15 protein-coding genes are annotated in these 13,186 nt (G+C 70.9%); 8 read left to right on the plus strand and 7 right to left on the minus strand.

Annotated features, from left to right (window positions below; genetic code table 11):
- From Q0116_RS02040 to Q0116_RS02050, 3 genes are all read right to left on the minus strand, one after another.
- Positions 1 to 330, minus strand: a 330-nt coding sequence (locus Q0116_RS02040) for a helix-hairpin-helix domain-containing protein (RefSeq protein WP_297885012.1), incomplete at its 3' end; no start/stop codon positions are given.
- A 238-nt stretch (positions 331 to 568) separates the two neighbouring features.
- On the minus strand, positions 569 to 1,069 hold the full coding sequence (locus tag Q0116_RS02045) for an ACT domain-containing protein (protein WP_297885014.1): 501 nt from the start codon (positions 1,067 to 1,069) through the stop codon (positions 569 to 571).
- Positions 1,070 to 1,140: 71 nt separating this feature from the next.
- Positions 1,141 to 1,614 carry a histidine kinase gene (locus tag Q0116_RS02050; protein WP_297885016.1) on the minus strand — a complete coding sequence of 158 codons (474 nt, stop codon included), beginning with the start codon at positions 1,612 to 1,614 and terminating at the stop codon, positions 1,141 to 1,143.
- A gap of 183 nt (positions 1,615 to 1,797) precedes the next feature.
- On the opposite strand from Q0116_RS02050, the gene Q0116_RS02055 reads away from it, so the two are divergent.
- A complete protein-coding gene (locus tag Q0116_RS02055) occupies positions 1,798 to 4,005 on the plus strand; it encodes an ATP-dependent DNA helicase (RefSeq protein WP_297885018.1) in 2,208 nt (735 codons plus the stop codon).
- 30 nt (positions 4,006 to 4,035) lie between these two features.
- Here the strand turns inward: Q0116_RS02055 and Q0116_RS02060 are convergent, their stop codons facing one another.
- The gene (locus Q0116_RS02060; protein WP_297885020.1) at positions 4,036 to 4,395 is read right to left on the minus strand and encodes a hypothetical protein; all 360 of its coding nucleotides are present in this window, start codon (positions 4,393 to 4,395) and stop codon (positions 4,036 to 4,038) included.
- Positions 4,396 to 4,470: 75 nt separating this feature from the next.
- A complete protein-coding gene (locus Q0116_RS02065) occupies positions 4,471 to 5,031 on the minus strand; it encodes a TATA-box-binding protein (protein ID WP_297885022.1) in 561 nt (186 codons plus the stop codon).
- Between the two features lie 84 nt (positions 5,032 to 5,115).
- Here Q0116_RS02065 and Q0116_RS02070 point away from each other — a divergent pair, with 84 nt between their 5' ends.
- The 3 genes from Q0116_RS02070 (at position 5,116) to rpiA (ending at position 8,254) form a co-directional block, all read left to right on the plus strand.
- A complete protein-coding gene (locus Q0116_RS02070) occupies positions 5,116 to 6,246 on the plus strand; it encodes a TIGR01177 family methyltransferase (RefSeq protein ID WP_297885023.1) in 1,131 nt (376 codons plus the stop codon).
- 105 nt (positions 6,247 to 6,351) lie between these two features.
- The gene (locus tag Q0116_RS02075; protein ID WP_297885024.1) at positions 6,352 to 7,476 is read left to right on the plus strand and encodes an ORC1-type DNA replication protein; all 1,125 of its coding nucleotides are present in this window, start codon (positions 6,352 to 6,354) and stop codon (positions 7,474 to 7,476) included.
- 43 nt (positions 7,477 to 7,519) lie between these two features.
- Entirely contained in the window at positions 7,520 to 8,254 is a 735-nt protein-coding gene (gene rpiA, locus Q0116_RS02080) for a ribose-5-phosphate isomerase RpiA (protein WP_297885025.1), read from the plus strand.
- 83 nt (positions 8,255 to 8,337) lie between these two features.
- On the opposite strand, the gene Q0116_RS02085 is transcribed toward rpiA, so the two are convergent.
- The gene (locus Q0116_RS02085; RefSeq protein ID WP_004047560.1) at positions 8,338 to 8,505 is read right to left on the minus strand and encodes a DUF1931 family protein; all 168 of its coding nucleotides are present in this window, start codon (positions 8,503 to 8,505) and stop codon (positions 8,338 to 8,340) included.
- 302 nt (positions 8,506 to 8,807) lie between these two features.
- On the opposite strand from Q0116_RS02085, the gene larB reads away from it, so the two are divergent.
- The 3 genes from larB (at position 8,808) to Q0116_RS02100 (ending at position 10,236) form a co-directional block, all read left to right on the plus strand.
- Positions 8,808 to 9,575 (plus strand): nickel pincer cofactor biosynthesis protein LarB, encoded by a 768-nt coding sequence (gene larB, locus Q0116_RS02090; RefSeq protein ID WP_297885048.1) that lies wholly within the window; start codon positions 8,808 to 8,810, stop codon positions 9,573 to 9,575.
- A gap of 135 nt (positions 9,576 to 9,710) precedes the next feature.
- The gene (locus tag Q0116_RS02095; protein WP_297885050.1) at positions 9,711 to 9,863 is read left to right on the plus strand and encodes a hypothetical protein; all 153 of its coding nucleotides are present in this window, start codon (positions 9,711 to 9,713) and stop codon (positions 9,861 to 9,863) included.
- 106 nt (positions 9,864 to 9,969) lie between these two features.
- Positions 9,970 to 10,236 (plus strand): GIY-YIG nuclease family protein, encoded by a 267-nt coding sequence (locus Q0116_RS02100; protein ID WP_297885052.1) that lies wholly within the window; start codon positions 9,970 to 9,972, stop codon positions 10,234 to 10,236.
- An 18-nt stretch (positions 10,237 to 10,254) separates the two neighbouring features.
- Here the strand turns inward: Q0116_RS02100 and hisG are convergent, their stop codons facing one another.
- Entirely contained in the window at positions 10,255 to 11,145 is an 891-nt protein-coding gene (hisG, locus tag Q0116_RS02105; protein ID WP_297885053.1) for an ATP phosphoribosyltransferase, read from the minus strand.
- 504 nt (positions 11,146 to 11,649) lie between these two features.
- On the opposite strand from hisG, the gene uvrB reads away from it, so the two are divergent.
- The coding region (gene uvrB / locus Q0116_RS02110) for an excinuclease ABC subunit UvrB (RefSeq protein ID WP_297885055.1) at positions 11,650 to 13,186 on the plus strand (1,537 nt) is incomplete at its 3' end.

Raw genomic sequence — 13,186 nt, forward strand, 5'->3', positions numbered from 1 at the left:
GCCGAACTCGCCGTACACCTCGGTGATCGACTGCGTCTCGATACCGCCGCCGAGCAGCTCGTCGACCTCGTCGATCTGCCAGGAGAGCTTCCCGATCTCCTCGCGTCGCTCGAGCACGGCCGCGCCCGTCTCGAAGCCGCCGACGTCGGCGGCGTCGCGGGCGGCGTTGATGATGTCCGCGGCGGACGACTCGCCGATGTCGGCCGTGTTCGACATCTCGCCGGGGCTCGCGACCGCGATCGACTGGTAGCTCTCGAATCCGTTGTCCACGAGCTTGTCCGCGGTCGCCGGGCCGACGCCGGGGAGGTCCTCGAGTTCGTCTTCAGGCATGTACACGATGCTTTGTCGGCATCCAGTATAAAGACTGGTTTACACCCGAGTGAAAGTGAAAACCGGGCGGCGGCCGCGTTCGGCCGTGGTTCCTCATCGCTCGTAAGCCCTCGCCGTATCACCCCGTCAGATCAGGGGGCGGAACTGATCGGCACGCTCGCGGCCGGGCGTCGCCCTCGCGGCCACGCGTCACGTCCGGAACCACACCTCGTTCCATCCGAAACCGGCGGCCACCGGATCAGAAGCCGACGCGGCGGACGTACTCCAACTCGCGGATCTCCACGAGCAGGTCGCCCCGCAGGTCCGCGTCGGTGATCACGTACAGCTTCGGGTCGTCGGTGAACTCGGGATCCTCGCTCAACACCTGCCGGATCGAGACGTCGTGGTCGGCCAGGATACCGGTCACCTCGGCGACGATGCCGGCCTCGTCGGCGGCCGCGACCTCGATCGTCAGCACCGTCAGGTCCAACACGGGGGCCAGATCCATCAGGCTCGGGACCGACGAGATGTTGGTGAAGATGCGTTTCAGCTCCGGATCCTCGAGGATCGCGTCGGTCGTCGAGTCCACGACGCGCCGGTCGACGTCGAGTTCGCGCGCGATCCCGGTGTAGGGGATCTCGATCCCGCCGGAGACGACCCGTCCCTCCTCGTTGACGGAGAAGCCGCGCTCTAAGAACAGTCGGATGACGGCCTGCTGGCTCGGTGACCCCTCGAACTTCTCGAGGATCTCGTCGAACATGCTCGCATCGATGGTCGCCACGGGGATTAAAAAGCGGGGTGCCGCGCCGGCGTTAGTTCACTGCCGCGGCGTCAGCTTCCCATCGTGGCGTACACGCCGCCGAGAACGGTGCCGTAGACCACGTGGCCGACGAGGCTCTCGACGCCGACGTTCGGCAGCGGCGGCGCGCCCGGGAACCCCACGGCGCCCAGCCAGATCGGCATCGCGATCACCGCGAGCGCGACCCAGACGAGCAGGCCGTAGCCCGCACCGATGCCGAAGCTCGTTCCGATCGAGTCGCCGAGGCTCGGCCTCAGCCCCGCGATCGCGGCGAACCCGAGACCGATGACCGCGCCGTGGGACATGTGGATCGCCCAGCCGACGGCGCCGGCGGGGCCTTCGATACCGTACATCGCCGGAATCGCCACCTGTAACACGCCGGGAGTCATCGCCGACATCATCGCGCCGAAGACGAGCCCGCCGACCAGTCCGCCGGCCACTCCCGCCCGCCAGTCGCCGGTCTCCGTCGATACTCCCTCCGTCGTGGTCGCCGTTTCGGTTGCCATCTCGCCTCGTCGTTCGCACAAGAACCGGTAGTATATGCCGGTATTGTGTGGTGGCTGCGCACACGCCCCAAAGCCATATGATTTCCAAAACTAACTGGTAACAAAATTTAGCCGCGAGCGGCGGCGGACCACTTCCGCCCCGCCACCCGACTCCTTTTGCCCGGTGGCGCCGAACCCCACCCCGTGTCAGAGTCGTCGCATCTCCGGTTCTTCCCCTACGAGGAGCCGTACCCGAACCAGCGCGAGGCGATGGACAGGGTCGCCAACGCGCTCGACCGGGGGCAGGACGTGCTGTTCGAGGGGGCGCCCGGGACGGGGAAGACGCTCTCCGCGCTCGTGCCCGCCCTGGAGCACGCCCGCGAGCACGACCGGACGGTCGTCATCACGACCAACGTCCACCAGCAGATGCGGCAGTTCGTCGAGGACGCCCGCGCGATCACCCGGGAGGAGCCGATCCGCGCGGTCGTCTTCAAGGGGAAGTCGTCGATGTGTCACATCGACGTCGACTACCAGGAGTGTCAGACCCTCCGGGACACCACCCGCGAGATGGTCGAGACGGAGAGCGAGGTCCGCGAGCTGGAGTCGCGCCAGCGCGAGCTGCTCGCCGAGAGCCGCGAGGGGGACGCGAGCGCCGCGGAGGCCCGCGAGGCGGTCATGGAGGAGCTCGACGAGCTGGAGGCGGAGATCGACGAGTACGAGGCCGCAAACGTCTGCGAGCACTACCGCAACAACCTCACCCGCGACACCGACGACTTCTTCGCGTGGCTCTTCGAGGACGTCCGGACCCCGGAGGACGTGTACGAGTACGCCGACGAGCGCGCGCTGTGCGGCTACGAGCTGCTGAAGGAGGGGATGGAGGGCGTCGACCTGGTCGTCTGCAACTACCACCACCTGCTCGACCCGAACATCCGCGAGCAGTTCTTCCGGTGGATCGACCGCGACCCGAGCGAGATAATCACCGTGTTCGACGAGGCGCACAACATCGAGGACGCCGCCCGCGACCACGCCACCCGGACGCTGACCGAGAACACGCTCGACGCCGCCTTAGACGAGCTGGCCGACAGCGACGACTCCCGCGCGGAGCCCGCCGGGAACGTCCTCCGCGCCTTCCGCGACGCCCTCGCCGAGACGTACGAGGACGCGCTCGGCTTCGGCGGCGTCGACGAGAACTGGGAGGACGTCTCGGTCGCCAACGACGACCGCCGCGACGACCTCACGCTCGCGTTCCTCCGCAACTACGAGGGGAAGGGGATCGACACGGAGACCGAGCTCGCCGTCCAGCTCGGACAGGCGATAGACGAGGAGTACGAGCGCCGCTACCGCGACGGCGAGGCGACCACCCGGTCGGAGTCGCAGACGCTCGCGGCCGCCCGGTTCGTCGCGACCTGGATGGACGAGGGCGCGGAGTTCGGCCAGTACCCCGTGGTCTCCGTCCGGCGCGACGCCGGCACCGACGAGGTGTACGGCCGGGCGGAGCTGTACACCTGTATCCCCCGGAGCGTCACCAGCGAGCTGTTCGACGAGGTGGCCGCCTCGGTCCTGATGAGCGCGACGCTGCGCCCGTTCGACGTGACCGAGGACGTCCTGGGGCTCGAAGACGTCGCGTCGATGGCCTACGGGATGGGCTACCCCGAGGCGAACCGCCGCACGTTCGCCGCCGACGTGCCGCCGCTGTTCGCCGCCGACCGCAACGACCCGGAGACGCAGGAGGCGGTGGCGTCGCTGCTCCGCGACGCGATCCGCTTCACCCCGGGCAACACGCTCGCCTTCTTCCCGTCGTACGCGGAGGCCGAGCGCTACCACGACCGGCTCGCGGGGGCGGGCGGAGGCGGGAGCGTCGGCGGCGACGGCGCGGGAACGACCGCCGACCTCGGACCGATCCACCTCGACGGGCCGGGCCAGGACGAGGAGCGCCTCCGGAGCGAGTTCGTCGAGAGCGACGGCGCGGCGCTTTTCACGTCGCTGTGGGGGACGCTCGGCGAGGGCGTGAGCTTCGACGGCGACGACGCCCGGACGGTCGTCGTCGTGGGCGTCCCGTACCCGCACCTCTCGGACCGCACCGAGGCGGTCCAAGACGCCTACGACCGGGCGTTCGCGGACCGCGACCGCGCCCGCGACCCGGGGTGGACGTACGCGGTCGAGATCCCGACGATCCGCAAGACGCGACAGGCGCTCGGCCGCGTGATCCGCGGCCCCGACGACTTCGGGGTCCGGATCCTCGCCGACCGGCGCTACACGACCGCCGACATGGGGAAGTACTCGGTCCGCTCCGGGTTCCCGCCCGGGGAGCGCGAGGAGCTGCTCGACGTCGACCCCGCGAAGCTGAAGTTCGCGATGCTGAACTTCTATCAGGACCACGACGCGTACGACGGGCCGCCGCCGTCGCCGTGACGCGGGCGCGCCGCCGCCGCTCCCGACGGCCTACCCCGGCATCGACGCGAGCAGGATCGAGACCAAAATTAGGACCCCCGCGAGCAGCGTCGTGACCACCCCGTGGATCAGCGTCATCGCGGCGACGGCCCGCCGCGGCTGCTCGTAGCTCCACCAGAACATCGTGCCGTCGACGAGGAGCGCCGCGAGGAGAATGAGCCCCGCGGGGAGTTCGAACGTGTTCCCGACGACGCTGATCACCGCGGGCAGCGGGCCGACGTAGAGGGCGCGTCGCGGGTCGACGTCCCCGAGCACGTTCCGGGCCGCGACGTGGGCGGTGAGGGAGAGGAACAGCGCCAACAGGACGGTCGTCCCGAGCACGGTGACCGGCGTCACCGTCTGTAAGAGCATGGCGGGCCTACGGGCCGGGGGGTAAAAGTGACCGTGGAACGCGCCGACGCCCGCCCGCCACGCCCGGTCGCCGCGTCAGTCCAACAGTCCGAGCCCGTCCAGCTCCTCGACGATCACGTCGACGGCGGCCGCCGCGTCCTCGGGGCTGGTGCCGCCGGTGACGACGACCTTGCCGCTGCCGAACAGGAGCGCGACGACGTCCGGCTCGTCGAGCCGGTAGACGAGCCCGGGGAACTGCTCCGGCTCGTACTCGATGTGCTCCAAGCCGAGCCCGATCGCGATGGCGTTCAGGTTCAGGCTCTCGCCGAGGTCGGCCGACGTGACGATGTTCTGGACCGTGACCTCGGGGTCTTCGATCGGGATCTGGAGCGCGCGGAGCTCCGCGAACACGATGTCGAGGCTCTCGTGGACCGCCTCGATCGAGTTCGCGCCGGTACAGACGATCTTCCCCGACCGGAAGATCAGCGCGGCCGACTTCGGGTCCGTGGTCCGGTAGACGAGCCCGGGGAACTGCTCGGGGTCGTAGTCGGCCCCCTCGAGGTCCATCGCGACGCTCTGGAGATCGAGCTCCTGTCCGATCCCCGTCGAGGCGACGACGTTCTCTACGGTGATCGTCTCCTTCGGGTCGGCCCTCATTACATACGTTCTCGCCCGAACGACCTAAAAAGGTGGCTGGTCGGAACCGCCACGCTATTCCCCGCGCCGCGCGGAGCCGTCGCCGTGTACTGGCTCGAACTCGCCGGCGAGACCGACGCCTTCGCCGCCCGGGAAGCGGCGACCGCCGCGACCGGCGTCGACCTCCTCGCGCCGGGGATCGCGCGCACCGGCGGGATCGACCGCGCGCACGCCCGCCGACTCGCCTACACCCGTGCCGTCCACGAGGCGGTCGCGCGGACCGAGGCCGACGTCGACGCCGCGGTCGCCGCGCTCCGGGCCGCGTCGCTCGACCGCGCCGGGAGCGTCGCGGTCCGCGCCCGCGACGTCCGGGCGACGGCCGACGTCTCGACGGAAGCGGCCGAGCGCGCGCTCGGGAGCGTCCTCGTCGACCGCGGCTTCGACGTCGACCTCGACGACCCCGACCACGTCCTCCGCGCGCTGTTCGCGACCGGCCCGCGCGCGGACCACGACGCGGTGGCCGGCGCCGACGGCGGCGACGCCGACTGCTGCGCGCTCGGCTGGGTCGCCGTCGAGGCCGCTCGCGACTTCGCCCCGAACCCGACCGACCGCCCCTTCTTCCAGCCGGGGAGCATGGCGCCGGCGGACGCCCGCGCGTACGCTAACCTCGCCGGCGCGGCCCCGGGCCGGACCCTGCTCGACCCGATGTGCGGCACCGGCGGCCTGCCGCTGGAGGCCGGCCTCGTCGGGGCCGACGCCGTCGCCTGCGACGCGCAGCCGAAGATGGTCCGCGGCGCGCGGCGGAACTTCCGCGAGTACCTGGACGGCGGCGGTGCCGACGACTCGGGGCGGCCCGACGCCGACGGTCCCTCCCCCGACTGGCACGTCGCGCGCGGCGACGCGACCGCCCTCCCGCTCTCGGACGACGCCGTCGACGGGGTGGCGTTCGACGCCCCCTACGGCCGGCAGTCGAAGATCGCGCGCCACGAGCTGGCCGACCTCGTCGGGGGCGCGCTCGCGGAGGCGACCCGGGTCGCGCCGCGCGCGGTGCTCGTCGCCGACCGCGACTGGCGCGGCCCCGCCCGCGACGCCGGCTGGACCGTCGACGCGGCGTTCGAGCGCCGGGTTCACCGGTCGCTGACGCGCCACGTGCTGGTGTTGCGCCGCGGGGGAGACGGCGAGCGCGGGACGGACGCGGCGGCGACCGCGGCCGGGATCTCGCCGGACCGAGAGTGAACGACCGATCGGCGGAATCGGTCCGATCGGGCGCTGGCGCGACAAGTTTCAGTTTCGCCCCGCCGCCGGGCAACGGTTAAGTGGGCGGCCTCTCGTGGTACTCGCATGACCGGGGACGGCGGGGACATGCTCTCGTGGGACGAGTCGGTGTTCCGCGACGAGTCGGTGTTCGAGATCGACCACGTCCCCGAGACGTTCCGCCACCGGGAGAGCCAGCTGGAGAACCTGAAGTACGCGCTCCGCCCCGCGGTCCGCGGCTCCCGGCCCCTCAACACGATGGTCCGCGGCCCGCCCGGGACCGGGAAGACCACCGCGGTCCAGAAGCTGTTCGGCGAGCTCGGCGCCCGGACCGAGGTGCGGACGGTGCGCGTCAACTGTCAGGTCGACTCCACGCGCTACGCCGTATTCTCTCGGCTGTTCGAGGGGATATTCGAGTACGAGCCCCCATCGTCGGGCATCTCGTTCAAGAAGCTGTTCGGCCAGATCACCGACCGCCTCGTCGAGGAGGACGAGGTGCTCGTCGTCGCCTTGGACGACGTGAACTACCTCTTCTACGAGAACGAGGCGTCCGACACGCTGTACTCGCTCCTCCGGGCCCACGAGGCGCACTCCGGCGCGAAGATCGGCGTCATCGTCGTCTCCTCGGACCTCGGGCTCGACGTGATCGACGACCTCGACACCCGGGTCCAGTCCGTCTTCCGGCCCGAGGAGGTGTACTTCCCCGTCTACGACGCGACCGAGATCTACGACATCCTCGCCGAGCGCGCCAAGCGCGGCTTCCACGAGGGGGTCATCGGGGACGCCGAGCTGGAGCGCGTCGCCGACCTCACCGCCGACAGCGGCGACCTCCGCGTCGGGATCGACCTCCTGCGCCGCGCCGGGCTCAACGCCGAGATGCGCGCCTCGAAGACGGTCTCCGAGGAGGACGTCGAGGACGCGTACGACAAGTCGAAGCACGTCCACCTCTCGCGGTCGCTCCGCGGCCTCTCGGAGTCCGAGCGCGACCTTGTCCGCGTCCTCGCCGCCAACGACGGCGAGCGCGCGGGGGCGGTGTACGACGCGTTCAACGACGAGACCGACCTCGGCTACACCCGCTACTCGGAGATCATCAACAAGCTCGATCAGCTCGGCGTGATCGACGCGGAGTACGCCGACGTCGACGGCCGCGGCCGCTCGCGCGAGCTCTCGCTGGCGTACGACGCCGAGGCCGTCCTCGACCGGCTGGAGTGACGCGGCCGACGCCTTTTCAATCGCCGCGCGCGCAGTCGCTCGCATGAAGACGAGCGGCGGCAGCGACGCGGCGAAGCGCCGAGCGGGGGAGTCGGCCGCCGAGGCGGTCACCGACGGCGACGTGGTCGGGCTCGGGACCGGGTCGACGGCTGCGCACGCGATCCGGCGGATCAGCGACCGAGTCGACTCGGGCCTCGACGTCCGCGGCGTCCCGACCTCCTTCGCGAGCCGCGAGCTCGCGGTCGACGCCGGCGTCCCCTGCCTCGACCTCCCGGAGGCGGTCGGTCCCGACGGTCCGGGGATCGACCTCGCCATCGACGGCGCCGACCAGGTGGCGACCGGCGGCGAGGGGGACGACGCGCTCGACCCCGGCGGCGCGCTGATAAAGGGCGGCGGCGCGGCCCACGCCCGCGAGAAGCTGGTCGACGCCGCGGCGGACCGCTTCCTCGTCGTCGCCGACCCCTCGAAGGAGGCGCCGCGACTGGACCGGTCGGTCCCGGTCGAGGTGCTGCCCGCCGGCCGGACCGCCGTCGCCGAAGCGGTCCGCGAGGCGGGCGGCGAGCCGACCCTGCGACGCGCGGAGCGGAAGGACGGTCCCGTGGTGACCGACAACGGGAACCTCGTGCTCGACTGCGCGTTCGGCGAGATCGCCGATCCGAGCGCCCTGTCCGCGACGCTGTCGGCGGTCCCGGGGGTCGTCGAACACGGCCTGTTCGTCGGGATCGCCGACGAGGTCCACGTCGGCACCGAGTCTGGCGTCCGGGTCGAGGAGCGCTGACCGCGCCGCCGCTCGACGCCGACCGACGGCGCCGCCGCTCGGCGGGCGGCGTCCAAATAAAACGGGACGGAACCGAGTCCGTCTTACAGGTCGCGCGGCTGGACCGTCTTCCGGTCGTTGGCCTCGGCGCGGCGCGCGGCGTCTTCGAGCAGCTCGTCCACTTCGTCGTCCAGCGCGTCGTAGAAGTCCGAAGCGACGTTCTTGTCGTCCAGGGCTTCCTTGACGGCCGCTTTGACAATGAGGTCTGCCATGCGATCGGGCCTACCCGGTGATGGTTAATAAGAGTTCCTGAATTCGCCCGCGAGGGACGCCGTGCCGCCCGTTCGCGGGGGGCCGCGAGTACAAGCGGTTATAAGTCTTGTGAGATTCTCGTCTCCGCCCCGCCGCGAGCGCGACGCGAAACGCGGCTTGACCCCGCCGCGAGCGCGGTCCGGACGGAGCGCGCGCCGCCGCGTGACGCCCGCGAACGCGCTCCGACGCCCGGCTCGACCTCGCGCGCGGCGCGCCGGCCCGAACCGACACCTTCGACCGAGTCCGCCCCCGACGACGCTCCATGCGAGAGACGCTGGCGGCGCTGGCGGCGGGCGAGATCGGTATCGAGGAGGCGGAGTCGCGGCTCGCGGGCTACGCGACCACCGACGCGGGGCGCTTCGACGCCGCCCGCGAGCGCCGCCGCGGGATCCCCGAGGCGATCCTCGCGGAGGGGAAGACGCCCGCGGAGGTCGCCGCCCTGGCGACGACGGCGCTCGACACCACCGGCCGGGCGCTGGTGACGCGCGCCGACGAGGCGACGGCGGCGGCGGTCGCGTCGGCCGTCGGCGACGCGGGGGCGGACGCGACCGTCGACCGCGACGACCGGGTCGGAACCGTCGTCGTCCACGCCGACGGCTTCGAGCCGCCGTCGCTCGACGCCGCGGTCGCGGTCGTGACAGCCGGCACCGGGGACGCACCCGTCGCCGGCGAGGCCGCGGTCGTCGCCCGCGAGATCGGGGCCGCGGTCGACCGGATCGACGACGTCGGCGTCGCCAACCTCGATCGGATCTTAGACCAGGTCGACCGGGTCCGCGAGGCCGACGCCGTCGTGGTTGCGGCGGGCCGCGAGGGGGCGCTCCCGACGGTCGTCGCCGGCCTCGTCGACGCCCCCGTGATCGCGCTCCCGGTCTCGACCGGCTACGGCGTCGGCGGCGAGGGGGTCGCGGCGCTGGAGGGGGCGCTCCAGTCGTGCTCCGCGCTGACGACCGTCAACGTCGACGCCGGCTTCGTCGCCGGCGCGCAGGCGGGACTGATCGCCCGCGCGGTCGACGCGGCGCGCGCCGAGTGAGGCGGGGAATCGACCGACGGAGTCCGCCGCCCGCCGACTCCGCTTAACCGGCGCTATACCGGCAGCCGACTGGGTCGAAAAAGGGTATTAGTTCGTCCAGCCCGTATGGTAGTTGCCGACGCACGTCGGCATCACATGCCACGCTGTGACCACTGCGGGTCGCACGTTTCGGACCGCTTCGCTCGCGTCTTCGCGGACGAGCACGGCGACCTGAACGCGTGCCCGGAGTGCTCCGCGAACGCGGGCATCGCCGAGGTGTCTCGCGAGCGGACTCGAACCGGAGACTGACCGGCGAAACGCCGATCGAAGACCGAGCGCACGGAGAGCGGCCGCTCCGCTCGCCGCCCGACCGGACACCCGCACGCACTTTGCGCTCGCGCTCGGACGCCCTCCCGTGGCCGACCACCACGTGTACGTCGTCGAGTGCGCCGACGGCACCCTCTACACCGGGTACACGACCGACGTCGAGCGGCGCGTCGCCGAACACGACGCCGGCGAGGGCGCGAAGTACACCCGCGGCCGGACCCCCGTCACCCTGCGCCACGTCGAGTCGTTCGACTCGAAGTCGGCGGCGATGTCGCGGGAGTACGCGATCAAGTCGCTGTCGCGCCCCGAGAAGGAGCGGCTGATCGGCGAGGGCGACGGCGACGCGGGAAACTGACCGCGCCGCTTTCGTCGATCACTCGACGAGGCGCTCGATCTCCGTGACGAGGATGCCGGTCGCGCCGACCGACCGCAGCTCCGAGATGGTCTCGAACACGTCGCGCTCGTCGACGACGGCGTGGACCGCCACCATCCCGTTCCCGTTCTCGTCGGCCTCGACGTCCATCACCGTCGGTCCGCCGAGCCCGGGGATCACGTCTTTCACCGCGTCGAGCCGCTTCTTCGGCGCGTTCATCATCAGGTAGCGGCGGCCGTCCGCCGCGAGGACGGACTCGAAGGCGGTGAGCACCTGCTCGACCTTCGGGTCGCCGACGACGTCAGGGCGGGCGAACAGCCGGACCGAGGAGTCGAGCACGTCGTCGATCACCGCCAGCCGGTTCACCTTCAGCGTCGTCCCCGTCGAGGTGATGTCGACGATGGCGTCCGCCATGTCGACGTGCGGGGTCAGCTCCGTCGCGCCCGTCACCGTGACCACGTCCGCGTCGACGCCCACGCGGTCGAGGTAGTCGCGGGTGACGTTCGGGAACTCGGTCGCGACCGTCCTGTCCGCCAGGTCCTCGACCGCCGACACCCCGCCGTCCTCGGGCGCGGCGAGGACGAGCCGGCAGGAGCCGTAGCCCAGGTCGAGCAGGTCGACGAGGTCGCCGTCGGCCGCCTCGTCCGGGTCGTCGACGACGCCGCCCGACTCGGCCGCCTGGTCGAGGCCGGTGACGCCGAGGTCGGCCGCGCCGTCGCGGACGTACTCGGGGATGTCGGCCGCCCGCGCGAACAGCACCGTCACGTCCTCGTCGACGGTGTCGGCGTACAGCTGTCGGTCGGCGGTCTCCTCGACGTGGAGCCCCGCGCGCTCTAACAGCGAGAGCGTCGGCTCGTGCAGGCGGCCCTTGTTGGGGACGGCGATGCGCATACGGGGAGCGTCGCGGGGGGAGGGGGAAACGTTTTCGTCCGGAGACGAAGCAGGGTGTCGACGCGAAATCGCTCGCTCGATCTACTGCTGTGGCGCGCGCCTCCGAGCGCCCGCTAGCGCTCGGAGCGCGTGCGAGGGACGCGGCGAACGCGAGCGGCGAAGCCGCGAGCCGTGAGCCGCGAGGTTGGGGAGGCGCGAGGTGCGGTCGCGGAGCGGTGCGGGACTCGAGGGGGCAGCCGCGAGGACGAAGCACGACGAAGCAAGCACCGCAGGAGCGAACGGAGTAAGCGACGAGGAGCACAGCGAGTCGCGCGAATCCTCGCGGCTGGGGCTTCGGTGGTCGCAGTCACCGAGTTCGTCGTTCTGTATCGAGCGACTGGGGCTTCGGAGGTGTTCGTCTCGATCACCGATCCATAATCGGACGAACCGCGAGGCTCGCAGGCGCAGACGGTCAGCTCGTATCGCCGCGCCGCTCAAGTGTCTCGCCGTCCAACGACGCGTATCGTGAGCGACGCCGACTCCCCCCTCTCGGAGGACCGCCCGACCGTCGACCGCCCGCTCCGCGTCGACGCCCCGTTCGAGCCCGCGGGCGACCAGCCCGAGGCGATCGAGCAGCTGGTCGAGGGGTACGAGTCGGGCGCGAAAAAGCAGACGCTGCTCGGCGTGACGGGCTCCGGGAAGACGAACACCGTCTCGTGGGTCGCCGAGGAGCTCGACCAGCCGACGCTCGTCCTCGCCCACAACAAGACGCTCGCGGCCCAGCTGTACGAGGAGTTCCGAGAGCTGTTCCCGGACAACGCCGTCGAGTACTTCGTCTCCTACTACGACTACTACCAGCCGGAGGCGTACGTCGAGCAGACGGACACGTTCATCGACAAGGAAATGTCGATAAACGAGGAGATCGACCGCCTGCGTCACTCCGCGACGCGCTCCCTGCTGACCCGCGACGACGTGATCGTCGTCGCCTCGGTCTCCGCCATCTACGGGCTGGGCGACCCGGGGAACTACCGCGACATGGCGCTCCGCCTGGAGGTCGGCGAGCAGGTCGGCCGCGAGGAGCTGCTCACCCGGCTCGTCGACCTGAACTACGAGCGCAACGACGTGGACTTCACGCAGGGCACGTTCCGCGTCCGCGGCGACACCGTCGAGATCTACCCGATGTACGGGCGGTACGCCGTGCGCGTGGAGCTGTGGGGCGACGAGATCGACCGGATGATCAAGGTCGACCCGATGCACGGCGAGGTCGTGAGCGAGGAGCCGGCGGTGATGCTCCACCCGGCGGAGCACTACTCGATCCCGGACGACAAGCTCGAACAGGCGATCGCGGAGATCGAGGACCTGATGGAGAAGCGGGTGAGCTACTTCGAACGGCAGGGCGACCTCGTGGCCGCCCAGCGCATCGAGGAGCGGACCACCTTCGACATCGAGATGCTGCGGGAGGCGGGCTACTGCTCCGGGATCGAGAACTACTCGGTCCACATGGACGACCGCGAGTCCGGCGACGCCCCCTACACCCTCCTCGACTACTTCCCCGACGACTTCCTCACCGTCGTCGACGAGTCCCACCAGACGATCCCGCAGATCAAAGGGCAGTACGAGGGGGACAAGTCGCGCAAGGACTCGCTCGTCGAGAACGGGTTCCGGCTCCCGACCGCCTACGACAACCGCCCCCTGACGTTCGAGGAGTTCGAGGAGAAGACTGACCGCACCCTCTACGTCTCCGCGACGCCGAGCGACTACGAGCGCGAGACCTCCGACCGGATCGTCGAGCAGATCGTCCGGCCGACCCACCTCGTCGACCCGAAGGTGGAGGTGACGGGCGCGACGGGGCAGGTCGACGACCTCCTCGAACGCGTCGACGACCGGATCGAGCGCGACGAGCGCGTCCTCGTCACCACGCTCACCAAGCGGATGGCGGAGGACCTCACGGAGTACCTCGAAGAGGCCGGCGTCGACGTGGCGTACATGCACGACGAGACGGACACGCTCGAACGCCACGAGATCATCCGCGACCTCCGGCTCGGCAACATCGACGTGCTCG

Origin of the sequence: uncultured Halorubrum sp. (assembly GCF_937146585.1) — an archaeon.
GTDB lineage: Archaea > Halobacteriota > Halobacteria > Halobacteriales > Haloferacaceae > Halorubrum > Halorubrum miltondacostae.